At 72.6% G+C, this 23,427-nt stretch carries 24 protein-coding genes; 19 read left to right on the plus strand and 5 right to left on the minus strand.

Annotated features, from left to right (window positions below):
• The first annotated feature begins 14 nt into the window (after positions 1–14).
• The 8 genes from OG462_RS37410 (at position 15) to OG462_RS37445 (ending at position 6,260) form a co-directional block, all read left to right on the plus strand.
• A complete protein-coding gene (locus OG462_RS37410) occupies positions 15–146 on the plus strand; it encodes a hypothetical protein (RefSeq protein ID WP_406064815.1) in 132 nt (43 codons plus the stop codon).
• 32 nt (positions 147–178) lie between these two features.
• Positions 179–346 (plus strand): hypothetical protein, encoded by a 168-nt coding sequence (locus tag OG462_RS37415; protein ID WP_406064818.1) that lies wholly within the window; start codon positions 179–181, stop codon positions 344–346.
• A 141-nt stretch (positions 347–487) separates the two neighbouring features.
• Positions 488–1,285 carry a serine/threonine protein kinase gene (locus tag OG462_RS37420; RefSeq protein ID WP_406064820.1) on the plus strand — a complete coding sequence of 266 codons (798 nt, stop codon included), beginning with the start codon at positions 488–490 and terminating at the stop codon, positions 1,283–1,285.
• Between the two features lie 29 nt (positions 1,286–1,314).
• On the plus strand, positions 1,315–2,781 hold the full coding sequence (locus OG462_RS37425; RefSeq protein ID WP_406064822.1) for a protein kinase domain-containing protein: 1,467 nt from the start codon (positions 1,315–1,317) through the stop codon (positions 2,779–2,781).
• Positions 2,782–3,011: 230 nt separating this feature from the next.
• Positions 3,012–4,121 (plus strand): AI-2E family transporter, encoded by a 1,110-nt coding sequence (locus tag OG462_RS37430; protein WP_406064824.1) that lies wholly within the window; start codon positions 3,012–3,014, stop codon positions 4,119–4,121.
• A gap of 17 nt (positions 4,122–4,138) precedes the next feature.
• Complete coding sequence (locus OG462_RS37435) at positions 4,139–4,246, plus strand: serine hydrolase (RefSeq protein WP_406064826.1); 108 nt, start codon at positions 4,139–4,141, stop codon at positions 4,244–4,246.
• 57 nt (positions 4,247–4,303) lie between these two features.
• The gene (locus OG462_RS37440) at positions 4,304–4,465 is read left to right on the plus strand and encodes a hypothetical protein (RefSeq protein ID WP_406064828.1); all 162 of its coding nucleotides are present in this window, start codon (positions 4,304–4,306) and stop codon (positions 4,463–4,465) included.
• A gap of 148 nt (positions 4,466–4,613) precedes the next feature.
• Positions 4,614–6,260 carry a glycosyl hydrolase family 8 gene (locus OG462_RS37445; protein WP_406064830.1) on the plus strand — a complete coding sequence of 549 codons (1,647 nt, stop codon included), beginning with the start codon at positions 4,614–4,616 and terminating at the stop codon, positions 6,258–6,260.
• Here OG462_RS37445 and OG462_RS37450 read toward each other — a convergent pair.
• Positions 6,237–7,949: an FAD-dependent monooxygenase gene (locus OG462_RS37450; RefSeq protein WP_406064832.1), complete on the minus strand. Its 1,713-nt coding sequence runs from the start codon at positions 7,947–7,949 to the stop codon at positions 6,237–6,239. The two genes, OG462_RS37445 and OG462_RS37450, sit on opposite strands and share 24 nt — an antisense overlap.
• 201 nt (positions 7,950–8,150) lie before the next feature.
• On the opposite strand from OG462_RS37450, the gene OG462_RS37455 reads away from it, so the two are divergent.
• Positions 8,151–8,534 carry a hypothetical protein gene (locus tag OG462_RS37455; RefSeq protein ID WP_406064833.1) on the plus strand — a complete coding sequence of 128 codons (384 nt, stop codon included), beginning with the start codon at positions 8,151–8,153 and terminating at the stop codon, positions 8,532–8,534.
• A 48-nt stretch (positions 8,535–8,582) separates the two neighbouring features.
• The gene (locus tag OG462_RS37460) at positions 8,583–9,086 is read left to right on the plus strand and encodes an SAM-dependent methyltransferase (protein ID WP_406064835.1); all 504 of its coding nucleotides are present in this window, start codon (positions 8,583–8,585) and stop codon (positions 9,084–9,086) included.
• Here OG462_RS37460 and OG462_RS37465 read toward each other — a convergent pair.
• The 3 genes from OG462_RS37465 to OG462_RS37475 all read right to left on the minus strand — a co-directional run bounded on the left by OG462_RS37465 (position 9,067) and on the right by OG462_RS37475 (position 12,053).
• Positions 9,067–9,837, minus strand: a complete 771-nt coding sequence (locus OG462_RS37465; RefSeq protein WP_406064837.1) for a nucleotidyltransferase domain-containing protein — start codon at positions 9,835–9,837, stop codon at positions 9,067–9,069. The genes OG462_RS37460 and OG462_RS37465 overlap by 20 nt on opposite strands.
• 193 nt (positions 9,838–10,030) lie before the next feature.
• Complete coding sequence (locus OG462_RS37470) at positions 10,031–11,371, minus strand: carboxyl transferase domain-containing protein (RefSeq protein WP_406064839.1); 1,341 nt, start codon at positions 11,369–11,371, stop codon at positions 10,031–10,033.
• 223 nt (positions 11,372–11,594) lie between these two features.
• Positions 11,595–12,053 (minus strand): cyclic nucleotide-binding domain-containing protein, encoded by a 459-nt coding sequence (locus OG462_RS37475; RefSeq protein WP_406064841.1) that lies wholly within the window; start codon positions 12,051–12,053, stop codon positions 11,595–11,597.
• A gap of 212 nt (positions 12,054–12,265) precedes the next feature.
• Here OG462_RS37475 and OG462_RS37480 point away from each other — a divergent pair, with 212 nt between their 5' ends.
• The 7 genes from OG462_RS37480 (at position 12,266) to OG462_RS37510 (ending at position 19,672) form a co-directional block, all read left to right on the plus strand.
• Positions 12,266–12,961 (plus strand): alpha/beta hydrolase, encoded by a 696-nt coding sequence (locus tag OG462_RS37480; RefSeq protein WP_406064843.1) that lies wholly within the window; start codon positions 12,266–12,268, stop codon positions 12,959–12,961.
• Positions 12,962–13,135: 174 nt separating this feature from the next.
• Positions 13,136–13,891, plus strand: coding sequence for an amino acid ABC transporter ATP-binding protein (locus OG462_RS37485; RefSeq protein WP_406064844.1), 756 nt, complete (start codon positions 13,136–13,138; stop codon positions 13,889–13,891).
• A gap of 51 nt (positions 13,892–13,942) precedes the next feature.
• The gene (locus OG462_RS37490) at positions 13,943–14,812 is read left to right on the plus strand and encodes a glutamate ABC transporter substrate-binding protein (RefSeq protein ID WP_406064846.1); all 870 of its coding nucleotides are present in this window, start codon (positions 13,943–13,945) and stop codon (positions 14,810–14,812) included.
• A 10-nt stretch (positions 14,813–14,822) separates the two neighbouring features.
• Positions 14,823–15,488, plus strand: a complete 666-nt coding sequence (locus OG462_RS37495) for an amino acid ABC transporter permease (RefSeq protein WP_406064848.1) — start codon at positions 14,823–14,825, stop codon at positions 15,486–15,488.
• Positions 15,485–16,399, plus strand: a complete 915-nt coding sequence (locus OG462_RS37500) for an amino acid ABC transporter permease (RefSeq protein WP_406064850.1) — start codon at positions 15,485–15,487, stop codon at positions 16,397–16,399. Before OG462_RS37495 ends, OG462_RS37500 begins: the two co-directional genes overlap by 4 nt.
• A gap of 222 nt (positions 16,400–16,621) precedes the next feature.
• Positions 16,622–18,220 carry an SDR family oxidoreductase gene (locus tag OG462_RS37505; protein ID WP_406064852.1) on the plus strand — a complete coding sequence of 533 codons (1,599 nt, stop codon included), beginning with the start codon at positions 16,622–16,624 and terminating at the stop codon, positions 18,218–18,220.
• A 78-nt stretch (positions 18,221–18,298) separates the two neighbouring features.
• Positions 18,299–19,672 (plus strand): cryptochrome/photolyase family protein, encoded by a 1,374-nt coding sequence (locus tag OG462_RS37510; protein WP_406064854.1) that lies wholly within the window; start codon positions 18,299–18,301, stop codon positions 19,670–19,672.
• A 113-nt stretch (positions 19,673–19,785) separates the two neighbouring features.
• Here the strand turns inward: OG462_RS37510 and OG462_RS37515 are convergent, their stop codons facing one another.
• A complete protein-coding gene (locus OG462_RS37515; protein ID WP_406064856.1) occupies positions 19,786–20,775 on the minus strand; it encodes a MerR family transcriptional regulator in 990 nt (329 codons plus the stop codon).
• Between the two features lie 133 nt (positions 20,776–20,908).
• Between OG462_RS37515 and OG462_RS37520 the strand changes: the two genes are divergently transcribed.
• Both OG462_RS37520 and OG462_RS37525 read left to right on the plus strand, forming a co-directional pair.
• Entirely contained in the window at positions 20,909–21,529 is a 621-nt protein-coding gene (locus tag OG462_RS37520; RefSeq protein WP_406064858.1) for a sigma-70 family RNA polymerase sigma factor, read from the plus strand.
• A 219-nt stretch (positions 21,530–21,748) separates the two neighbouring features.
• Positions 21,749–23,335, plus strand: coding sequence for a molybdopterin-dependent oxidoreductase (locus OG462_RS37525; RefSeq protein ID WP_406064860.1), 1,587 nt, complete (start codon positions 21,749–21,751; stop codon positions 23,333–23,335).
• Positions 23,336–23,427 lie beyond the last annotated feature (92 nt).

Raw genomic sequence — 23,427 nt, forward strand, 5'->3', positions numbered from 1 at the left:
AGTCGTGGACAGCGATGCGATTTTCGGCTCCCCGTACGCCCCTCTCCGACGACCGGATCTGGAACGAGGTCAACCCCGCCTCCCCGGCCGATCTGCGCACACTCTCGGACACCGGCATCACCCTCTGCACGGGGACCGTGGCCTGATCGACGGCAGGACGGCCGTCGCCTCCACGAACGTGAGGAAGCGCCTCGACCAGCTCGGCATCCCGAGCCGGCTCGTCGACCACGGCGACGGAAGCTCCCTCTCGACGCGCTGCAACGGCGGGCACGGTTACGGCTGTTGGTCCGCCACCTTCACCGAACACATCCCCCGTCCGGCGGACGCGTTCGCCCGGACGGAGTGAGCGAAGCCGCTCACCCTTCTCCCGCTTGCGCACGGTTCGGCCGGGTCACGGAAGTGGCCGATGCCATACGGTGAACCGCCGCGTACTACCGGTAGCGTTCTGTGTGCATGACAGCTGTCAACGCGCGGGACGGGGGGATCGGTGAGCGGCATAGTCGTCCATCTGCCGCAGGGGAGCGGCGGCGCCGTCGGCGGAGAGCCGTACGGCGAGGCGGTGACCCTCAGGCTCGGACCCGGGGAGCGGGCGCGCTTCGGGCGGGGCTCTGCGAGGACTCCCGTCGAGCTCCGCCTCGCCGACGAGGCCATCTCCCGCCTCGCGGGCGAGATCCGCGTCACGGACGACCACTGGCAGTTGAGCAACCACAGCACGACCCACAGCTATCTCGTGGAGAACCCGGAAGGCGCGGGCGAGTACCTGCGGGTGCCTCCCCGCCGGGCCGGCGCGCCGATCCCCTTCGAGTTCTCCCGGGTGGTGCTGCCCACCCGCCGTGACACCACGGTCTCCTTCCAGGTGTTCGCGCCCGACCACGTCTATCTGGACCCGCACGGCATGGGCGGCTCCTGGGAGAGCCGTACGGTCACGGCGTACTCGCTCGACGAGACGGCCACGTACTTCCTGGTCCTCGCGGCGCTCTGCGAACCCTGGTTACGGGATCAGTCCCCGGTCGCGGTGCCGACGACCCCGCAGGTCGTCGAGCGGCTCAGAGGGCACTCATCCTGCGCCAAACTGACTCCCCGCGCGGTGAGTTCGCACATCGACTACCTCGCCGAGGAAAAGCTGAGGGTCGGCGGTGGACCGGCCGCAGAAGCGGGCAGAACGGACCGCCGGCACGGCAAGCGCGAGGCCGTGGTCGGTGTGGCCCTGAGATTCGGGATCGTACGGGAGGAGCATCTCGCGCTGTTGCCGCCCCGGGCCGAACCGGCCGCACGGGGACGGTAGCGGACGTGTCGCGGGTACGGGGCCGCAGCATGTCATGGGGGAGCGACCGGACCGAACTCCTGCCCCAGGGACATCGGTTGGGGAACTGGGTGGTCGCCGAACCGATCGGGGCCGGCGGCTGGGCGACCGTCTACGCGGGACGGCCGGCGGCGGACGCGCAAACCTCCCCAGGGCGGGCCGAGGTCGCGCTCAAGGTCATGCCGACCGCCGGACTCGCACCCCGCCAGGCCGCTCGCGTGGCCGAAGCAGCCCGGCGTGAAGTCGAACTCGGCCGCGGGGCAGGCCATCCGAGGCTCGTCCGGCTGCTCGACTCCCTCGTCCTCTCCTCACCGGGACACCCGCCCCTGGACGGCGCGATCGTCCTGGTCATGGAGCGCGCCCGGTGCAGTCTGCGGGACCTGATCGACGCGGGGACGACCGGGGCCGGGACGACCGGGGCCGGGACGACCGACGCGGGGACGACCGCGGCCGGGACGACCGAGGCCGAGGGTGGACGCCTGATCGCCGGCATCTGCGAGGGACTCGCCCATCTGCACGCGGCGGGCTGGGTGCACGCCGACCTCAAGCCGGAGAACGTCCTGATCGGCGAGGACGGTTCGGTGAAGCTCTCGGACTTCGGCCTCGCCACCGAACTGACCGGAACGCACGGGTACGCGCCTCCGATGGGGACCCTGGACTACCTCCCGCCCGAGCGGTGGAAGGCCCCGCTGGGAGAGCTCGGCGTGGAGATCCGGCCGAGCGCCGACATCTGGGCCCTGGGCATCGTGATCCACGAGGTCTTCGCGTCGGGTGCGCCACCGTTCACCGGCGCCACGCCGATGGCGCGCGGCGCCGCCGTACAGGAGTACGCGGAGGGCCGCGCGCCGCTGCGGATGGACCAGGCGGTACCGGAGTTCTGGCGGACCCTGGCCGCCGACTGCCTCGCCCCCACCCACGCCGCGCGCGCGGCGCACACGGCCGAGAGCCTGAGCGGGCGGATCGCCGCCCACGCGGCCGGGAGGACGGGGACGGCGCTCGCTCCCTCGCTTCGTACCGTACGGCGGGGGCGCCGGGCCGGAGCCGCGCTCCTTGCCGTCGCGGTGTGCGGGGCGGTCGCCGCGGCGATCTGGACGTACGCGGGCCGGGAGGGCGGGCCCGGGTCGGGGCGCTCGGACGGCTCCGGTGGATCCCCGGTCCGGATCCGGGTGTTCAACGCCGAGCGGGGCTGCCAGGAGCGCGCCGACCGGGACCGGCAGTGCAGTCTCGGCCTGGCGATCGACCCCCGGCGGCCGTACACCGCCGAGAACGTCGTCCCGACCCGGGTCTGGCACGGCGACGTCCTCGACGCCGACTGCGAGCTCCCCCAAGGCCAGTTGATCATCGACGAGGAGGACCGGGAGTCCACCCGCTGGATCCGCGTCCGCCTGCCGGGCGGGTACGTGCGGGAGGCCTGGCTGCCCGCCGTACGCACGAAGGACCGCCCGGTGCTCCCGCGCTGCGCGCCCCCTGCCTCGTGACGTCCGACTGTTCCGGCCCGGCGCTCAGGGCCTGTCCGGCCCTGATCCGCCGGACAGGCCGTATGCGATCCGGGTGCTGACCGTCCGTACGACGTCTCGCCGACCCCAGGAGCGAAGACGCCGGACATGCGCCCATTGTGACCGCGGCCGCACCGCCGATCGGCGGAGTTCCCGGCATCGGACCTGTGGTCCTCACGACAGGAGGTCGTTGCGGGTGGTAGGTCGGTGGCATGCAGCCAGGCGCACCACCGACGGTCACGGTCAGCCCCTTCCTTCGTACGGCCGCCGCCTACGCGTGGCGGCTGATCGTCGTCGGTGCGCTCGTCTACAGCCTGTTCGCGGTGCTCGGGCGCTTCCACGAGATCGGCGTGGCCGTGTTCCTGGGGCTCGTGATCACCGCGCTGCTCCGTCCCCTCGCCGATGTGGTCGCCCGGGGGCTGCCCCGGCCGTTCGCGGTCGCCCTCACCGTCCTCGGGAGCATCGCGCTCGTCCTCGGCGTGCTGACACTGGTCGGCGAGGCGGTGGCGGGGGAGCGGACGACCCTGGTACGCGAGTTCCGGGTAGGGATCGGCCGGATCGAGGACTGGCTGGAACAGCCGCCTTTCCGGCTGAACCCCGGGGCGCTGGGCGACCTCCAGGCCAAGCTCGGGGAGTACCTTTCCAGTCACCGCTCGACCCTGGTCAGTACGGCGCTGAGCGGCGCCCATCATGTGGTGGCCGTGCTGACGACGCTGGCCCTCGCGTTGTTCAGCGCGGTGTTCTTCATCCACTCGGGGGACCGGCAGTGGGCCTGGTTCCAGAAGCAGTTGCCCTGTTCGGTCCGCGACCGGGTGGCGGTCGGCGGGCGCGCCGCCTGGCGGACCTTCACCGGGTACACCCACGGGATCGTCCTCGTGGCTGCGGTGAACGCGGTGCTCGTCGGGCTCGCCCTGTGGCTCCTCGGCGTCCCCCTGGCGGTGCCGCTGGCCCTCCTGGAGTTCGTGGCAGCGTTCGTGCCGCTGATCGGCTCGCCGATCGCCCTGGCGGTCGCCGCCGTCGTGGCGCTGGCGTCACAGGGCCCGCTGGTGGCCACGATCGTGATCGGCCTGATCGTGGTGATCGGCCAGATCGAGGGGCATCTGCTGCACCCGCTCGTCATGAGCTGGGCCGTGCGGCTCCACCCGCTGGTGGTGGCGATCTCGGTCATCGCGGGGTCGATCGCCGCCGGCATCGTGGGCGCCGTGGTGGCTGTCCCGTTGGTCTCGGTGTTCTGGTCGGTCCACACGGCGCTACGGGACGCCCGCGCGGCAGCGGCAGCGGGAGGGGCGGAAGGCGGAGGCGCGGCGACGGAGGAGGGCTGAGGCGCGGCGCCGCGAAGGTGCCGGTCGACGGGCAGGTGCGGGTGGGCAGCAACACCAAGACCTTCACCGCAGTGGTCGTCCTGCAGCTGGCCGGCGAGGGGAAGGCCGCGCTCGACGCGCCCTGATCGGCGGCGAGCTCCTGAAGCCCGTGCAGCTCGCCCAGATGCGGCTGCGGCGGTCTGATGTGGGGTCACGGCGGTGACATTCCCGGCTACCACACCTACCTCGGAGTCACCGACCGCGGGCGCGCCGCCACGATCGCCGTCACCGCCCGCCGGCCGCCCACGGCGAAGGGGTTCACCAGCGCGGACGCCGTCGTCGACACGGCGCTGTGCACGAACTGACGAAGCGTCAAAAAGGTTACCCGCAACCCTGGGTCAGGCCCCCGTTGTCGTGCGGGGTCTTGCGCGGCACCGTCCGGTCTCTCTACTCTCCCGGCCAATGGTTAGGAATATTTCCTAACCATTGGCCATGGAGGGAAAGGGAGTTGTCATGCGTCGACGAAGCGTCTCGCTTCTCGGGCTAGCGGGTCTGCTGGCGGTGCCCCTGACGGTGATGCCACAGGCACAGGCCGCCGACGGTCTGGTGTCCACCGGAAAGGCGGTGACGGCCTCCTCCGTCGAGACCTCGGCCTTCGGCCCCGGTCTCGCGGTGGACGGCAGCGCGGCCACTCGCTGGGCGAGCCTCGAAGGGGTCGATCCGCAGTGGATCCGTATCGACCTCGGGGCCGACCACACGATCTCCCGCGTCAAGCTCAACTGGGAGGACGCGTACGGGAAGACGTACCGGATCCAGACCTCGGCCGACGGATCGACCTGGTCCGACGTCTACTCCACCACCGCCGGTGACGGCGCGACCGACGACCTGACGGTCTCCGGCAGCGGCCGCTACGTCCGGATGTACGGCACCGGCCGCGGCACGGCGTACGGCTACTCCCTCTGGGAGTTCGAGGTGTACGGCGCGCCCACCGGCACCGGGGGTGGCGGCGGCAACGCCGTCCCCTTCGGCAGCCACCTCAAGCCCTACGCCGCCGGCATGCTGAAGCCCTCCGGCTCCCAGGCGGCCATCGACCAGAAGGTCGTCGAGTACTACAACAAGTGGAAGACCGCCTTCGTCCGGCAGAACTGTGGCAACGGCTGGTACCAGATCATCTCGCCCGACGCCGACCACCCGTACGTCGCGGAGGCGCAGGGCTACGGCATGGTCGTCACCGCGACCATGGCGGGCGCCGACCCCGACGCGAAGAAGATCTTCGACGGCCTCGTGAAGTGGAAGATAGACCACCCCTCCTCCGTCAACCCGAACCTGCTCGCCGCCGAACAGGACGTCGCCTGCAAGAGCGTCAACGGCGGTGACGGCGCCACCGACGGCGACATGGACGTGGCCTACGGCCTGCTCCTCGCCGACAAGCAGTGGGGCAGCACCGGCACCTACAACTACAAGGACCTCGCGCTCAAGCACATCGCCGCGATCAAGAAGGACGAGCTCAACCCGACGACCAAGCTCCTGAAGCTCGGCGACTGGAGCAGCTCCGGCGACCAGTACTACTACATCACCCGTACCTCGGACTGGATGGTCGACCACTTCCGCGCCTTCCGTACGGCCTCCGGCGACACGACATGGGACTCCGTGCGCACCGCGCACCAGACCCAGATCTCCCGTCTCCAGTCGACGTACGCCTCCGGCACCGGGCTCCTCCCCGACTTCGTCGTCGAGACCAACACCACGCCCAAGCCCGCCCCGGGCCAGGTCCTGGAGGACCCGAACGACGGCGCGTACTGGTGGAACGCCTGTCGTACCCCGTGGCGCATCGCCGACGACGCGGTGACCAGCGGAGACGCCACGTCGCTCGCGGCCGCGCGGAAGCTCAACAGCTGGATCAAGACGAAGACCGGCGGCGACCCCAACAAGATCGCCATCGGCTACAAGCTCAACGGCACGCAGATCTCCGCGGGCAGCGAGGCCGCCTTCTTCGCCCCGTTCGCGGTGGCGGCGATGACCGACTCGGGCAGCCAGGCCTGGCTGGACGCGCTGTGGAACAAGATGCTGGCCACCCCGATCGACACCAGCAGCTACTTCTCCGCGAGCATCCAGCTCCAGGTCATGATCACGGCCTCAGGCAACCACTGGGTCCCGTAGCGGCACGGACAACATCCTGAGGCAGTCGGACAGGGCCGCCGTGGTCCCGCCGAGCGGGAACCGGGCGGCGAGCTGCCCGTCAGGGCGTACGACGAAGCCGGTGGCGCCGCCGGGGAGGTAGAGCTGCGCGAACTCCCCGGCGGCGTCACGGTATGTGGGAGCGCCGAGGGAGCGGCCGGCCCGTGGATCGGCTTCCCGGGGGAGGACGGCGAGGACATCGAGGGGGAGGCGCTCTCCCGAGGCGCTCGCCGCCTCGACCGCCCGCGCCAGCTCGGCGGCATCGGCTCCGTACAGCACGACCACGTGGCCCGGGCGGCCGCGCAGGATGTCGAGCAGCCGCAGCGGATGGACGGCGATCGGGGTGGTCAGCCCGGCACAGTCCGGGGCGAGGTCGCCGGGCTGCGGGGCGTCGAGCGGCCCGTACGGGGTGCCGGAGAGCGGGCCGTCCCGGTAGGCGACGAGCAGTTGGGCCTCGCGGAGGAGCAGGGTCCGCCGGTCGTCCGGGTCGTTCTCGAAGCCCTGGGTGGAATGCCGGACGGTACGGCCGACGACCTCCTCGCCCACCGGGCGGCGCTCGGCGTCATAACTGCCGAGCAACCCGGGCCCGGCCTCGCCCCGCACGACGAGGGCGAGCTTCCACGCCAGATTGGCCGCGTCCTGGACACCGGTGTTCATGCCCTGGGCGCCGGTCGGCGGGTGGATGTGCGCGGCGTCGCCCGCGACGAAGACCCGCCCCTCGCCGTAGCGGCCGACGATCCGGTGGCTGATGCGGAAGACCGAGGACCAGCGCAGATCGGAGAGACGGGAGGGGCCCGGAGCGAGCCGGTCGACGACGGCCTGGAGATGGGACAGGTCGGGGCCGTGTCCGCCTTCGAGGCCATGGGCGAGACCGTCCGGTGGGGGCATGGCCGGCGCCCGGCGAGGGGCGGTCTCGGCCGGTTGCGCCGCTTGCGCCGGTTCGGCCAGGTCGGTCGGGACGTTCATCGACATCCGGTAGCGGCCGGCTCCGGGCAACGGGATGCAGACGAGGACGTCGTCGAGGGACCCGTCGGCGGCACGGTGCTCGGAACGGAGCCCGTACCCCTCGGGCAGGTCCCAGTCGGACTCGGCCACGACGTCACCCAGCATGTACGACGCCGGGAACGCACCGCCCTCGTACGACAGGCCCAGTGTCTTGCGGACGACGCTGTGCGCCCCGTCGCAGCCGATGAGATAGGGGACCCGCAGCTCCTCGGTGGCCCCCGACGCGGTGCGCAGCTGTGCGGTGACCCCGTCCGGATCCTGGGTGAACGAGACCAGTTCGGTGCCGCGTTCGATGACCGTCCCCAGACCGGCGACGTACTCCTCCAGGAGCCGCTCGGTCTCGTACTGCGGCAGCGCGGCGAACCCGTACGGCACCTCCGGCGGCAGCTCCAGGTCGATCCGCCCCGCCTCCGCGCCGTTGACGTAGGTCAGTTGGCCGCGCATCGGGACGGCGGCCTCCAGAACGGCACGCACCAGGCCCATCCGGTCCCACAGCTCCAGGGTGCGCGGCTGGATCCCGACCGCCTTGGCGTACGGCAGCCGGGCGGGGAGCCGGTCGACGAGCCGGCAGCGCACCCCGTGGCGGCGGAGCTCGGCGGCGGCGCTCAGTCCGACGGGACCCGCGCCCACGATCAGTACGTCGGTGGTGGTGCCGGTGTGTGCCACGGGTGCCTCCAGTGCTGGCCGGCTGCTGGGCAGGTCCCGTCTTCCATGGTCGCCCGAGGCCACGCCTTCGGCGAACCGTGCGGGCGGCGGAGGATCTGCGTCGGCGCGTCCCGCAGCCGGGACGTGACCGGTGGGGGTGCCGATCTGCCCGTCGAACCGGTGTACGGAACCGGGCGGGGGAGTCAGGCGTCCCTCCCGGGCATGAGCGAGAACCCCTCCACCGCGCCGGACGACGTCAGCAAGGTCAGCGACGGCGGTCAGGTCCAGGGCGCCGTCGGCTGTCTGCTCGCCCTCGGCGGGATCGTCGTCGCCGGGGCCTTCGCGCTGCCCCGAGCCGCGTACAGCATCGACGGAGGGTTCGAGGCGCACGCCCGGGACTGGAGCGTCATCCTCGTCGAGCTCCCGCTGATCCTCCTCGCCGGTCTCCTCGGCCCGCCCATGACCTTGGCGGCGGCGACGCGGTGGCTTCGGCCGTGGGCGGCGTTCCTCGTCTGTGCCGCCGTCGCCGCACTCGGCCTCTGGGGCCTCGCGGCCGTGTGGCATCCGCGCCAGGGCCCGGATCCGGGGTACGGGCCCGGAATCTGAGGGTCGTCGGGGGAGCGATGCGGTGCCGGTCGGGCACCCTTCGGGGGCATGGGAAGGGACGAGGAATCCATGGCGCAGGAGCACACCCCACCGGCAGTCGTCTCCCACCCGGTCGGACACGTCGTCGGAGGCCGCGACGAGGTGCGGGACGACGAGTGGGGCGACGTCGTGTCGGTCATCCGGCTGGACGCGGAGGCCTTCGGCCCCGAGGCGCTCGCCGGCCTCGACGCCTTCTCGCACCTGGAGGTCGTCTACCACTTCGACCGCGTACGACCGGACGCCGTCGAGACCGGAGCCCGCCACCCGCGCGGCAACACGGAGTGGCCGCTGGTCGGGATCTTCGCCCAGCGCGGCAAGAACCGCCCCAACCGCATCGGCCTCTCCCGATGCCTGCTGCTGCGCACGGACGGCCTGGACGTCCATGTGCGGGGCCTGGACGCGGTCGACGGCACGCCGGTCCTCGACATCAAGCCGTACATGGCGGAGTTCGGCCCCCAGGGCCCGACCACCCAGCCCGCCTGGGCCGACGAGATCATGCGCCGCTACTACTGACCCGCGCCGCCGCGCCGCCGGCGCCGACCGGTTCGAGAACCCCGTGCCAGCTGCGGCGATAGCCCTCGCGCAGGGGGCCGCCGACGAGCTCCAGGACCGTGCTCGCCGCCGCGACGAGAAGTGCGGGGTCGCCCGATGCGCACAGGTGGAGATGACCTTCGAGGAGGGCGGCGCCACGCACGGGATCCGCCGCCAGGAGGCGGCGGGGCAGCCACTTCCCGCTGCCGAGCCACGCACGACGTCGGTCGCACAGCAGGTCGGTGGCGGCGCCGAGGACGAAACCGCCCACCGCGAGGCACTCGATCCGGTCGCTCGCGTCGGCGAGATCGTCGAGCGCGTCCGTCAGCCCGTACCGCTTCGTCTCGACGGCCCCAGGGGCGAGCGCGGGCGGCCCGGTGCGGAGATCGGCCTCCGCGAGCGCGCGGGCCTCCCCGGCCGCGCCGTCCCGGTCGACGAGGACGAGACCCCCGGCGTACATGCTCTGCAGGACCGCACGCCGGTTGGCGGCGTCCGCGGCGAAGAGCTCCCGGAGCCCGGTCCCGGTGTGGACGAACAACTCCACGACCCGCCCCTCGAACCGGATCGTCTCGCGGTACGACTCGCCGCCGTCGGGGACCAGCACCGCGATGTCCAGGTCACTGCCCGCGGTGGCCCGCCCCGCAGCGGTCGAACCGGCGAGGACCACGGCGCGCGCCTCGGGGAAGCGGGCGTGTGCGAGACGTCGAGCCTGGTCGACGGGGTCGGCGATCATGCGCCACAGGGTGTCAAGATCCAGGATCCTCCGCGAGCCGATTCCGGGCGGAGCTCGTCGAGGACCTGTCGGATCACGCTCAGCCGTGCCGACCGACGACAACGCGGCGACCTGCGGTGCCGGGCGCCCCGAGCCCGGCCCGATCGGCAGGACACCCCTGGGGCCGATCCGGCCCTGATCCGGCGGACAGGCTCTACGTCTCCACGATGCCCCGGACGACGCCCAGATCCAGGAGGTCCTCTGGGCGCAGGCGGAGTCGGTCCGCCGTCGTGGCGGATTCCTCCGGCGGGCGCTTGAGGATGGACGCGGCCGCCTCCGGGGCGATCACCGAGAAGTAACTGTCGGGCGTGGCCCAGAGGTTGTCGGGGGCGGCGAGGGCGAGCGCGCCGCCCGAGCCGCCCTCGCCGATGAGGAGGGAGGTGACGGGGACGCGAGCGGTGGCGACGGCGGCGAACAGGTCGGCGATCGCGGGTCCCGCGCCGGCGCGTTCCGCCGCGGGGTCGTTGGCCGCCCCCGGTGTGTCGATGAGCGTGAGGATCGGGATCCCCAGCCGGTCGGCGAGCCGTACGAGCCGGGCGGCCGTACGGAAGCCGGACGGGCGGGTCGCGGTCCCGCACTGCGCGGCGTACGCGACCGTACGGCCGTCGGGGAGCCGCCCGAAGCCGCACCGCATGCCCGGGTCGACACCCCCGGAGCGGTCCCCCGAGATCTCCGCGCGGACGGAGAAGTGCGCGTCGAGGTACGCGGCTGCCCGGGGCCGCTCGGGGTGCCGGGCCCGCGCCACCGCCTCCCGGCCGTTCGCGGCGGGCGGCGCGCCCGGGTCGCCGAGCGCGCGCGGCGGATCGGTCGGGCCTTCGGCGGGGCGGGTGAGCAGGGACAGCCAGCGCCCGAGCGTGTCACGCAGCGCGTCCGGAGCCACGATCGCGTCGACGTGGCCGTGGGCGAGCTGCGCCTCCGCGGTGTACGCGGCGGGGTCCGCGCCCGGGGGGCGGACCCGGGAACCCGCGAAGCCGACCTGGGCGCCGGGCAGGGCGAGCACCACATCCGAGCCGGCGCCCAGCGTGGCCCAGCCGCCGCCCGTCGTCGGGTCCCTCAGAACGGCGATCTGCGGCAGACCGGCGGCCCGTGTGAGGGCCGACTCGCCTGCCAGGAGCTGGAGTTGGAGCAGCGCCCGCATGCCCTCGTGCATCCGGCTGCCGCCGGTGGCCGGAAGCACGACCACGGGCAGCCGTCGCGCCCGCGCCAGAGCGTGGGCCGCGGCGGCCCGCGCACCCGTCCGTTCCCCGAGGGAGCCGCCGAGGAACCGGAACTCGAAGGAGATCAGGGCGGCCCGTACCCCGCCGATCTCGCCCGTGCCGCAGACCACCGACTCCGTCTCACCGGTCCGGGCGGAGGCACGCGCGTGCGCGGCGGAGTAGCCGGGCCAGCCGATCGGCCCGTCACCCGTCAAAGGCCCCTCGGCGAAGGGAAGTTCGGTGAAGTCGTCGCCGGTGACGAGGGCGATCGCCTCGCGTGCCGTCGTCGGGTCGCTCATACGGGGCCTCGCAGCTCGTCGACGGAGTGTGGGGGAGGGGTATCCGCCGGATACGCCTGCCCTGCGGAACCCGCCGAGACCGGCCCCGCCGATGCGCCACCACCGTACCGTCCGGCCGGGTGAGGGCTCCGGCCCGCCCCTGCCGCCGGCTCCCGGAACCCCCGTACTCCAGGGCCCGGCCGGCAGCCGGGCTCCCTGCCGTGGCCCGTCACACGCCCGCCCGTCAGGCCAGGATGCCGCTCCCGTGCGGGGCGTACAGGTCGAGGAGCCGGACCCGGGTCACATGGAGGCGGTGAGCCAGGATCGAGCCCACCCAGAACGTGACCGAGGCCCCGAACTCCATGTCCGAGCGGCACATCGAGCGGACGGCCGGGGCATCGAACTCGTGCGCCCGGACAGGGGTCATGGCCTCGGCACCTGACTGGCACAGATAAGGAGGGAACAGCCACGACAGGCCGACCAGCTCACCGTGGCGCAAGGTCTCGATGACCGGCGACCCGCGCCCCGGCACCCTCGCGTCGAGCGTCACCGCGCCCGTCTTCACGATCCAGAACCGGTCGGCGTGCTGCTGCTCCTCGAACAGCCGGTGACCGGATTCGAAGTACACGTCCTCGGCGAAGGCCATCAGCCGCTCCCGGTGCTCCGGCGGCAACGTGCTGACCTTGGGTGCGGCGCTGCTCATGGCGGACCCTCCTCGCGCACTCGGCTCCCACCCCCAGTGTCCGCCAGGCCGCCCCCGCGCGCGCGTACTCGGGGCGTACGACCACCGTGCGGCCTCGCGCGGGTGCTCCGGCCGGACATGCGGGCCCTCCGCCCCTCCCGTAGCGTGACGGCGGGGGCACGGGGCGGGAGCAGGGGCGGGACCCATTCCTCGCGCAGATCGGTACGGAACCCATGGCAGACAAGCCCGCGATCGTCCTCGTCCACGGCTTCTGGGGCGGCGCAGCCCACTGGTCGAAGGTGATCGTCGAACTCCACCGCCGCGGCCACGACCGGCTCCACGCCGTCGAGAACCCGCTCACCTCGCTCTCCGACGACGCCGAGCGCACCCGGAAGATGGTCCGGCAGGTCGACGGGCCCGTGCTGCTCGTCGGCCATTCCTACGGCGGCGCCGTCATCACCGAGGCGGGCGACCTGCCGAACGTGACCGGCCTGGTCTACATCGCCGCGTTCGCCCCGGACGCCGGGGAGAGCCCCGGACAGATCAGCCAGGAGCACCCGCCGGCCGCCTTCGAGAACATCGTCCCCGACTCCGACGGCTACCTCTGGATCAAGCAGGACAAGTTCCACGACAGCTTCGCCCAGGACCTGACCCAGGAAGAGGCCCTGGTCATGGGCGTCACGCAGAAGGCGCCGCTCGGCTCCACCTTCGGTGACAACGTCACCGCTCCGGCCTGGCGGGCCAAGCCGACGTACTACCAGGTCTCCACCGAGGACCGCATGATCCACCCCGACAACGAGCGCCGCATGGCCGCGCGCATGAACCCGCGCAAGACCGTCGAGCTCGACGCGAGCCACGCCTCGCTCGCCTCCCGGCCCGTCGAGGTCTGCGACCTGATCGAGCTGGCCGCACGCGAGACCGCCGCCTGACCGCCCCTGCCGTTTCGCTCTCCCGCCGCGTGACCCCCGGCTTCCGCCGGGGGTCACGTTTCGGCGTACCCGCTCACCCTCCGTGCACCCCCTCCGGCGTGCGGGGGCAGGACGGAGGGCGGAGCATGAACGTGAGAAGGAGCGGCAAGCGGGGGCGTGAGCCAGGAGGGTGACATGCCCGTCCCGGAAGGTGGCGACGCGCTCGTCGTGCTGCGCGGGGTCGACAAGCACTTCGGCACCCTGCACGTCCTCCAGTCCATCGACCTGACCATCCACCGCGGCGAGGTCGTGGTCGTCATCGGGCCGTCGGGATCGGGGAAGTCGACGCTCTGCCGTGCGATCAACCGCCTGGAGAGCATCGACAAGGGCGAGATCGTCGTCGACGGACGCCCCCTGCCGGCCGAAGGGCGTGAACTCGCGGCCCTGCGGGCCGACGTCGGCATGGTCTTCCAGTCCTTCAACCTCTTCGCGCACAAGACGGTCCTCGGCAACGTCACCCTGGGCCAGATCAAGGTCCGCAAGAAGGACCGGAAGGCGGCCGAGCAGCGCGCCCGCGCACTCCTCGACCGGGTCGGGGTCGCCTCGCAGGTGGAGAAGTACCCGGCCCAGCTGTCCGGCGGCCAGCAACAGAGGGTGGCGATCGCCCGCGCCCTCGCCATGGATCCGAAGGTGATGCTCTTCGACGAGCCGACCTCCGCGCTCGACCCCGAGATGATCAACGAGGTCCTGGAGGTCATGCAGCAACTCGCCCGGGACGGCATGACGATGGTGGTCGTCACCCATGAGATGGGCTTCGCCCGCTCCGCCGCCAACCGCGTCGTCTTCATGGCCGACGGCAGGATCGTCGAGGAGACGACCCCGGACGAGTTCTTCAGCAACCCGCGCAGCGACCGTGCCAAGGACTTCCTGTCCAAGATCCTCCACCACTGAACCGACGCCACGGCACGGCCGCCCGACCAGCAGCCCCCAGGGGTGATCCTCATGAACTCGACCAGGACCGGCAGGGCGACCGTCCGGACCGGCAGGGCCACCGTGGCCGTCGCCGCGGCCGTCGTCCTCTCCTTCACCTCCGCAGGATTCGCGAACGGCGCGACCGGTGCCGTGCCACGCGACCACGGTGGCGACAAGATCACCGTCGGCATCAAGTACGACCAGCCGGGCATCGGCCTGAAGACCCCCGACGGCACCTACACCGGCTTCGACGTCGACGTGGCCACCTACATCGCCAAGGAACTCGGCCACGACCCGTCCGACATCGTGTGGAAGGAGGCCAAGAGCGCCGACCGGGAGACGCTGCTCCAGCGCGGTGACGTCGACTTCATCGCGGCCTCGTACTCGATCAACGACAAGCGGGCGGAGAAGGTCGACTTCGCGGGTCCCTACCTCCTGGCCCACCAGGACGTCCTGATCCGGGCCGACGACGACTCGATCAAGAAGCCGTCCGACCTGAACAACAAGAAGCTCTGCTCGGTCACGGGCTCGACGTCCGCGCAGAACGTGAAGGACAAGATCGCCCCCGACGCCCAACTCCAGGAGTTCGGAGGCTACTCCGAGTGCCTGACCGGACTCGAGAACGGAGTCATCGACGCCCTCACCACCGATGACTCGATCCTCGCCGGATACGCCGCGCAGAGCCAGTTCAAGGACAAGTTCAAGCTCGGCGGCTTCAAGCTGAGCAACGAGAACTACGGCATCGGCGTCCAGAAGGGCAGCGACCTCAAGGCCAAGATCAACACCGCCCTGGAGAAGATGGTCGCCGACGGTTCCTGGGACGCGGCGGTGAAGAAGAACTTCGGCCCCGCGAACTACCAGAACGAACCCGCGCCCAAGATCGGCGTCGTCGTGAAGTGAGCGGACCGTCGTGTTCGACTTCCTCCAGGGGTACAACCTGCTCGGAGCCTTCTGGGTGACGGTGCAGCTCACCGTCTACTCGGCGATCGGCTCCCTCGTCTGGGGGACGCTGCTGGCCGCGATGCGCGTCAGCCCCGTCCCCCTCATGCGGGGCTTCGGCACCGTCTACGTCAACATCGTCCGCAACATCCCCCTCACCGTCATCATCGTCTTCACCTCGCTCGGCCTCTTCCAGACCCTCGGGGTCGACATGGGCGCCGACCGATTCACCACGATCAACTTCCGGCTCGCCGTCCTCGGCCTCACCGCGTACACCAGCGCCTTCGTCTGTGAGGCACTGCGCTCCGGGATCAACACCGTCCCCCTCGGGCAGGTCGAGGCCGCCCGCGCCATCGGGCTCAGCTTCCCCCAGGTCCTGCGGATCATCGTGCTCCCGCAGGCCTTCCGCTCCGTCGTGGGCCCCCTCGCCAACGTCCTCATCGCCCTCACCAAGAACACCACCGTGGCCGCCGCCATCGGCGTCGCCGAAGCGGCCCTGCTGATGCGGGAGATGATCGAGAACGAGGCCCAACTCATCCTCATCTCCGCGATCTTCGCCGTCGGCTTCATCTGCCTGACCCTGCCCACCGGCCTCTTCCTCGGCTGGGTGGCCAAGAAGGTGGCGGTGAAACGGTGAAGACCAGACCCACCGTCCTCTACGACGCCCCCGGACCGCGCGCCCGGCGGCGCAACCTCCTCTGGACGCTGCTGTTCCTGGTCGCGCTCGCCGGCGTCGTGTGGTGGGTCGTGGCGAGCCTCGCCGACAAGAACCAGCTCGAATGGTCCAAGTGGGCGCCCTTCTTCACCGACGCCCGCGTCTGGGAGACGTACATTCTCCCCGCCCTCAAGAACACCGTGATCGCCGCCGCGCTCGCCATGGTGATCGCCCTGCCCCTCGGCGCCCTCCTCGGCATCTCCCGCCTCTCCGACCACCGGGCCGTGCGCGGCGCGGCGGGCACCGTCGTCGAGTTCTTCCGCGCGATCCCCGTCCTGATCCTCATGCTCTTCGCCAACGCGGCCTACTCCGAGTTCACCGACATCAGCCCGGAGACCCGCCCGCTGTACGCCGTCGTCACCGGCCTCGTCCTCTACAACGCCTCCGTGCTCGCCGAAGTCGTCCGCGCCGGCATCCTCGCCCTCCCCGCAGGTCAGACCGACGCGGCGAAGGCCATCGGCATGCGCAAGGGCCAGACCATGACGTACGTGCTCCTCCCGCAGTCGGTCACGGCCATGCTGCCCGCCCTCGTCAGCCAGCTCGTCGTCATCGTCAAGGACACCGCGCTCGGCGGCGCGATGCTCGGCTTCTCCGAACTCCTCGCCTCCGTCCGCCCGATGAGCGCCAACTACGGGGCCAACACGATCGCCTGCTTCACCGTCGTCGCCGTGATCTTCGTCATCCTCAACTTCGCGCTCACCACCTTCGCCTCCTGGCTCGAAGGCCGGCTGCGGCGCGGCAAGAAGTCCACGGGCGCGGTCGTCGGAGCCGACGCCGTGGAGGAACTGGCCACGCCGGGCGAACACATGGGTCCGACCGACGAGACCAAGTGACCCTCCGGGGGTGCACACGCGCGGCCGCGGCGAACCACCGGCCGGTTCGACGGTGACTCCCACCCCGACGCCCGGTTCACGGGGCCGTCGAGGAGGGACGCCTCGACGGCCTGTGCATCCGCGGCGGCCGAACCCATGGAAGAGAGAGGGAAGAGAGCAGGAGGAACCCCCGGGCCGGTGGGCGAGCCTGGCACCGCCCCCGGCAGTGGAACGGAGCAGACCATGAGCGACGCCTCAGGGCGCCAGACCCCGGGACCGCTGTGCCTGGTCACGGGCGCCAGCGGCTATATCGGCGGGCGCCTCGTCCCCGAACTCCTGAAGGCCGGTTTCCGGGTGCGGTGCCTGGCCCGTACCCCGGCCAAACTCCGGGACCATCCCTGGGCCGGGGAGGTGGAGATCGTCCGGGGCGACGTCACCGATGCCGAGACCCTCGCTCCCGCTTTCCGCGACGTCGACGTCGCGTACTACCTGGTGCACGCCCTGGGCGCCGGGCGCGGCTTTGAACGCACCGACCGCTCGGCGGCCCTGACCTTCGCCGGACAGGCCCGCGCCGCCGGTGTGGGCCGCATCGTCTACCTGGGCGGCCTGACCCCTCGCGGCGTCCCCGACGAGGAGCTCTCGCCGCATCTGCGCTCACGCGCCGAGGTGGGACGCATCCTCCTGGAATCCGGGGTTCCCACCACGGTGCTCCGCGCCGCCGTCATCATCGGATCCGGCTCCGCCTCGTTCGAGATGCTCCGCTACCTCACCGAACGCCTGCCCGTGATGGTCACCCCGAGCTGGGTCCGCACCCGGATCCAGCCGATCGCCGTCCGGGACGTCCTGCGCTACCTGGTCGGCAGCGCGCGGATGCCCTCGGAGGTCAGCCGGGTCTTCGACATCGGCGGCCCCGACATCCTCACGTACCTCGGCATGATGCGCCGCTACGCCGCCGTCGCCGGGCTGCCCCGGCGGCTCATCCTCCCCGTGCCGGTCCTCACCCCGCGTCTGTCCAGCCACTGGATCGGACTGGTCACCCCGGTGCCCCGTTCCATCGCCCGCCCCCTCGCGGAGTCGCTCCGGTACGAGGTCGTCTGCGACGAGCACGACATCGCCGACCGGGTGCCGGACCCGCCCGGCACCCCTCTCGACTTCGACAGTGCGCTCGCGCTCGCCCTCCAACGGGTCCGCGAGGCCCGGACCACCACCCGTTGGTCGTCCGCGTCCGTGCCCGGCGCGCCGAGCGATCCCCTGCCCACCGACCCCGACTGGGCGGGCGGCAGCCTCTACACCGACGAGCGAGAACTCACCGTCGGCGCGTCACCGCAAGCGCTGTGGCGGGTCGTCGAGGGCATCGGCGGGGAGAACGGCTGGTACTCCTTCCCCCTGGCCTGGGCCGTCCGCGGCTGGCTCGACCGGCTCGTCGGAGGCATCGGTCTGCGCCGGGGCAGGCGCGACGCCCTGCGCCTGAGAGCCGGCGACTCGCTGGACTTCTGGCGGGTGGAGGAGATCGAGCGGGGCCGGCTGCTGCGGTTGCGCGCCGAGATGAGGCTCCCCGGACTGGCCTGGCTCGAGATGTATGCCGAGCGCGACCCCGGCGGGGCGACCCGCTACCGCCAGCGGGCTCTGTTCCACCCGCACGGCCTGGCCGGACACGCCTACTGGTGGAGCGTCTCGCCGTTCCACGCCGTGGTCTTCGGCGGAATGGCCCGCAACATCGCACTGACCGCGGAGGCGAACGAAGCCGAGGGACCCGGGGCGACACCGGGAGAGACCGGGGCCACCGGGCCCACGGGGCGCGCGGCGTCGCCCGCATCCGGATCGCCCCCGCAGGGCGAATGACCTCCGCACGTCAGTACAGCGACCATCGGGGCGGCGGCTCGCGGAGCCGGTCGGTGGCCCCATGCCAGGAGCGGTGCCATGAACGTCTCGGTCGTCCTGTTCACCTCGGACCTCCGCGTCCACGACCATCCGCCCCTGCGCGCCGCACTGGGCCGGGGGAACGAGGTCGTCCCCCTGTTCGTACGAGATCCGGCCGTGGCCCGCGCGGGTCACGCGGCGCCGAACCGGGACGCTTTCCTCGCGGACTGCCTGGCCGGTCTCGACGCCGGTCTGCGCGAGCGCGGCGGCCGGCTCGTGGTGCGCACGGGCGACCCCGTCGCCGAGGTGTGCGCCGTCGTGCGGGAGGCCGACGCCGACGACGTCCACATGGCTGCCGGTTGCAGCGGGTTCGCCCGGCGCCGTGAGGACCGGCTCCGTCGCGCCCTCGAGGCGGACGGGCGGCGCCTGTACGTCCACGACGCCGTCGTCACCGCGCTGCCCCCAGGCGCCGTGACACCGGACGGCTCGGACCACTACGCGGTCTTCACCCCCTACTTCCGCCGCTGGTCGAGCGAGCGGCTGCGCGAGCCGCTCACGGCGCCGCGCGTGGTCCGGACGCCCCGGGGCATCCGCTCCGAGGACCTTCCGGCCCGCGCGGACGTCCCGTACGTCTCCGAGGGCCTCGCCACCGGCGGCGAGAAGGAGGGCCGCAGGCGGCTCACCGCCTGGCTTGCGCGGGGTGCCGACACGTACGAGGAAGGTCACGACGACCTCGCGGGCGACGCGACGTCCCGCCTCTCGCCGTACCTCCACTTCGGTGCCGTCTCGGCGGCCGAGGCGGTCCACCGGGCCCGGTCGCGCGGCGGGGCGGGCGCGGAGGCGTTCGTACGCCAGCTCTGCTGGCGCGACTTCCACCACCAGGTCCTCGCCGCGCGCCCCGAAGCCGCCGCCGACGACTACCGCGCCCGGCACGACCACTGGAGGCACGGGAAGGAGGCGGACGCCGACCTCGCGGCGTGGCGGGACGGCCGCACCGGCTACCCCGTCGTCGACGCCGCGATGCGCCAGCTCGCCCACGAGGGCTGGATGCACAACCGGGGGCGGCTGCTCGCCGCCTCGTTCCTGACCAAGACGCTGTACATCGACTGGCGCGAGGGGGCGCGGCACTTCCTGGACCTGTTGGTCGACGGTGATGTCGCCAACAACCAGCTCAACTGGCAGTGGATGGCCGGCACGGGCACCGACAGCCGCCCCAACAGGGTGCTCAACCCGGTGATCCAGGGCAAGCGGTACGACCCCGACGGCGCGTACGTACGGCGATGGGTTCCGGAACTCGCCGGGCTCCAAGGCCCCGCGGTCCACGAGCCGTGGAAGCTGCCCGGGCTCGAACGGGCCCGGTACGACTACCCCGACCCCGTGGTCGAACTCGCCGACGGCCTCGCCCGCTTCCGGCACGCCCGGGGCCAGGACTGACGGGCGGATCACAGGACCGGGCCGGGCGGCGGAGCCCACGAGCCGCGCCGAGCGACGGAGCCCAGGAGCGCGCCGAGCGGTGTGCAGCTCAGGAGTCCGCCGAGCGGCGCTGCTCAAGGCCCCGCTGAGGAGGCGGTGGGCCCCTCGCCGTCCCGTGCCGCGGCGCAGAGACCGCGCAGCAGGGACAGGGCCTCCCGCAGACCGGCCGGCCGCAGCATCCCCGGCCCGGGAGTCCGGCCCGCCCAGCCGGGACCCGCGAGGAGGACCGCCGTCCGGGTCCGGGCGCCTCTGACGCCCCATGAGGTGTCGGCGAGGTGCCGTGCCAGGGGGTGGTGCGCCGTCGACCGTGCCTGGGACCAGAGCACGACCGCGGCGGGACCGGTCCTCCGTACCGCCTGGTCGAGAGCCTCCGGCGGCACGGCGGCCCCGAACATCAGGGTGGGCACCCCGAGTTCGGCAAGCCCCGCGGCGAGTGCCTCCAGTGGCAGCGTGTGCTGCTCGTCGGGCACGCAGGCGAGCAGAACGGGGGGAGTGGCGGCCTCCGGGGTCCCGGTGCGCCCCGCCGCGCCGACCCGGCGGAGTGCCGTCGACACGTGCCAGGACAACAGGTGTTCCACCTCGACGTAGCGGTCCTCCGAGGTCTCCCACTTGCGGCCCACGGCATGCAGGGCCGGAGCCATCACCTGCTCCCAGGCGGCGACCAGACCGTGCCGGGCGATCACGGACCCCAGCAGCTCGTCCATGGCCCCGGAGTCGAGCCGGACGGCCGCGCGGCCCAGGCCCCGCAGCTCCCGTCGTACGTCGCCGACGGACGGTTCGTGGGCAGACGGCCCGATGGGTGCTTCCCCTGCGGCGGGCGTGGCCGGCGCGGCTCCGGCCCGGGCGGCGCGGGCCGCCTCCGCCGGAGGGACTCCGGACGCCGTCAGCCGGCACATCTCCTGAAGCACGGCGATGTCGCCCGGAGTCCACCGCCGGTGCCGGCCGCTCTCATGGGCGACGGGACCGATGCCGTAGCGCCGGTCCCATGAGCGCAGGGTCGTGGGCGCGACGCCCAGGCGCCGCGCGACCGCGCCGCTGGTGAGACCCGGCGAGGGTTCGGTCATGCAGCCACGATACGACGCACAACCGATGCGAATGGTGCGGTCGTCGTGCCGGGACGGAGTCTTGGGGTGCCCCGCGAGGGGACCCCCGCCCGCCGACCGGTCGCCTCCGGTCCCGGCCAGAGGAGCAGTCGCCATGACCGCACCGGGTGTCGTCGCCCAGCCGTCGCTCCACAGCGAGACGCGGTCCCTGTCCGACCGCGAGGTCGCCGACGGGTTCGTGCGCGGCGACGAGCGCTGTCTGGCCGCCGCGTACGCCCGGTGGTACGGCCTCGTGCACATCCTCGCCGCCCGCACTCTCGGAGACGCCGGCGAGGCCGAGGACGTCGGCCAGCAGGTCTTCCTCGCGGCCTGGCGGGGCCGTGCAGGCTACCGGCCGGAGCGCGGTCCGTTCCCCGGCTGGCTCGTCGGCATCACGCGGCGGAAGATCGCCGACGCTCTCTCGGCCCGTACCCGCCGCCGCGACCTGGTGGTCGCGGCCGGGACGCGGATGTCGTCTCCCGACGGCGTGTCCGTCCCGGATCCCGACAGGGTCGTCGACCGGCTGGTGGTCACCGGCGAGCTGGCGAGACTTCCCGCCGCGCAACGCCAGGTACTCGCCATGGCCTTCTACGGGGACCTCACCCAGGTCCAGATCGCCGAGCGCACCGGAATGCCGCTCGGCACCGTGAAGAGTCACGCGCGGCGCGGTCTCGACCGGATGCGCCGTTCGCTGAGGGAGACATCGGGTGGGAGCGCCACGGCCCCCGCGAGCTGAGATCCGTGCCATGGCCACGCGAGCTGAGATCCGTGCCACGCCCCCCCGCGAGGCGGCAACGACGCACGGGCGACGTACGGGCGACGCGCGACCGGGGCAGCGGTCCGAGGAAGGCACCGGGACCGAGGGCACCGGGACCGAGGGCACCGGGGCCCCATGACTTTCCACCTTCCAGGTGAATCGGCCCATCCGGAGCGCCGCCGATGCCGAATGAGAAGCATGACCCTCTCCGAGCCACCACGTGAGCCGACTCGTACGGACCGACTCCTGGCCGCCGTCGGCGGCCTGCTCGCCGCATACGTCTCCCTCGCCGTCGCGGACCTCGCCGCCTACTGGGTACGGCCCGAGGCGAGCCCCGTCCCCGCCGTCGGCGGCGCCGTCGTCGACCGGACACCGGCGGCCGTCAAGGAGTGGGCGATCCGTGCGTTCGGCGAGAGCGACAAGGCCGTCCTCCAGCTCGGCATCCTGATCATCCTCGGGGCCCTCGCCGCCGGGATCGGGCTCCTCGCGCTCCGCCACCGGCTGCTCGGCTCGGCGGCGGTCGGTGCCTTCGGCGTGCTCGGGGCCCTGGCCGCCGTCACCCGCCCCGACTCGGACTCCGCGCTCGACGCCGTGCCCTCCCTCGTGGGCGCCGCCGTGGGTGCGGCCCTGCTGTACGCCCTGACCGGCCTCCTCGCCCGGCGAGCGGGGACGGGTTCACCGGCCGCCCGCGCCGACCGCCGGACCTTCCTGGTCGTCGCCGCCTCCGCCGGGCTCGCCGCGACCGGCGCCGCCGCCCTCGGCAGGGCCGCCGGAAGCCCCGTCGAGGAGAACGCCGCCGCCTCCCGCGCGGCCCTGCGCCTGCCCCGGCCCGCGTCCCCCGCACCGCCCGTACCCGCCGGAGCCCAGCTCCGCGTCCCCGGCATCAGCCCCTTCGTCACCCCCAACCGGGACTTCTACCGCGTCGACACCGCACTCGTCGTCCCCAGGGTCGACGCCGACCGCTGGCGGCTGCGCCTCCACGGCAGCGGCGTCCGCGAGGAACTCACCCTCACACTGCCGCAGCTCATGACCCGGCGGATCGTGGAGCGGGACATCACGCTCGCCTGCGTCTCCAACGAGGTCGGCGGCCCGTACGTCGGCAACGCCCGCTGGCTCGGCGTGTCCCTCGCCGCCCTCCTCCGTGAGGCCGGCGTCCGTCCGCCCTCCGAAGGCGGCCCCGCCGACCAGCTCGTCGCCCGCTCCGTCGACGGCATGACCATCGGCACCCCCGTCGAGCAGGTCATGGACGGCCGCGACGCCCTCCTCGCCTTCGGCATGAACGGCGAACCCCTCCCCTTCACCCACGGCTTCCCCGTCCGCATGCTCGTCCCAGGCCTCTACGGCTACGTCTCCGCCTGCAAGTGGATCGAGTCGATCGAACTCACCACCTTCGCCGCCTACAACGCCTACTGGGTCCCGCGCGGCTGGGCCGCCCAGGCCCCCGTGAAGACCCAGTCCCGCATCGACACCCCCCGCTCCTTCGCCCGCCCCGCCGCCGGCACCGTGATGATCGCCGGGGTCGCCTGGGCCCAGCACCGGGGCATCAGAAGGGTCGAGGTACGGATCGACGACGACCCCTGGCAGGAGGCCCGGCTCGCCGCCGAGGACAGCAGCGACACCTGGCGCCAGTGGCTGTACCCGTGGACGGCGACCCCCGGCCGGCACACCCTCACCGTCCGCGCCACCGACGGCACCGGCGCCACTCAGCCGGAAGAGCGCACCGACACCATGCCCGACGGGGCGCAGGGATGGCACTCGGTCGTCGTGACCGTCGAAGAGGGGTAGCCGTGACGGTCGGGGTGCGGCATCGTGACGGTCGGGAAGGCGTCCCCTCCTCGGTCCGAGGACCGTAACGAACCGGTGCCGCCCGCCCGTTC

Origin of the sequence: Streptomyces sp. NBC_01077, assembly GCF_045162855.1 — a bacterium.
GTDB lineage: Bacteria > Actinomycetota > Actinomycetes > Streptomycetales > Streptomycetaceae > Streptomyces.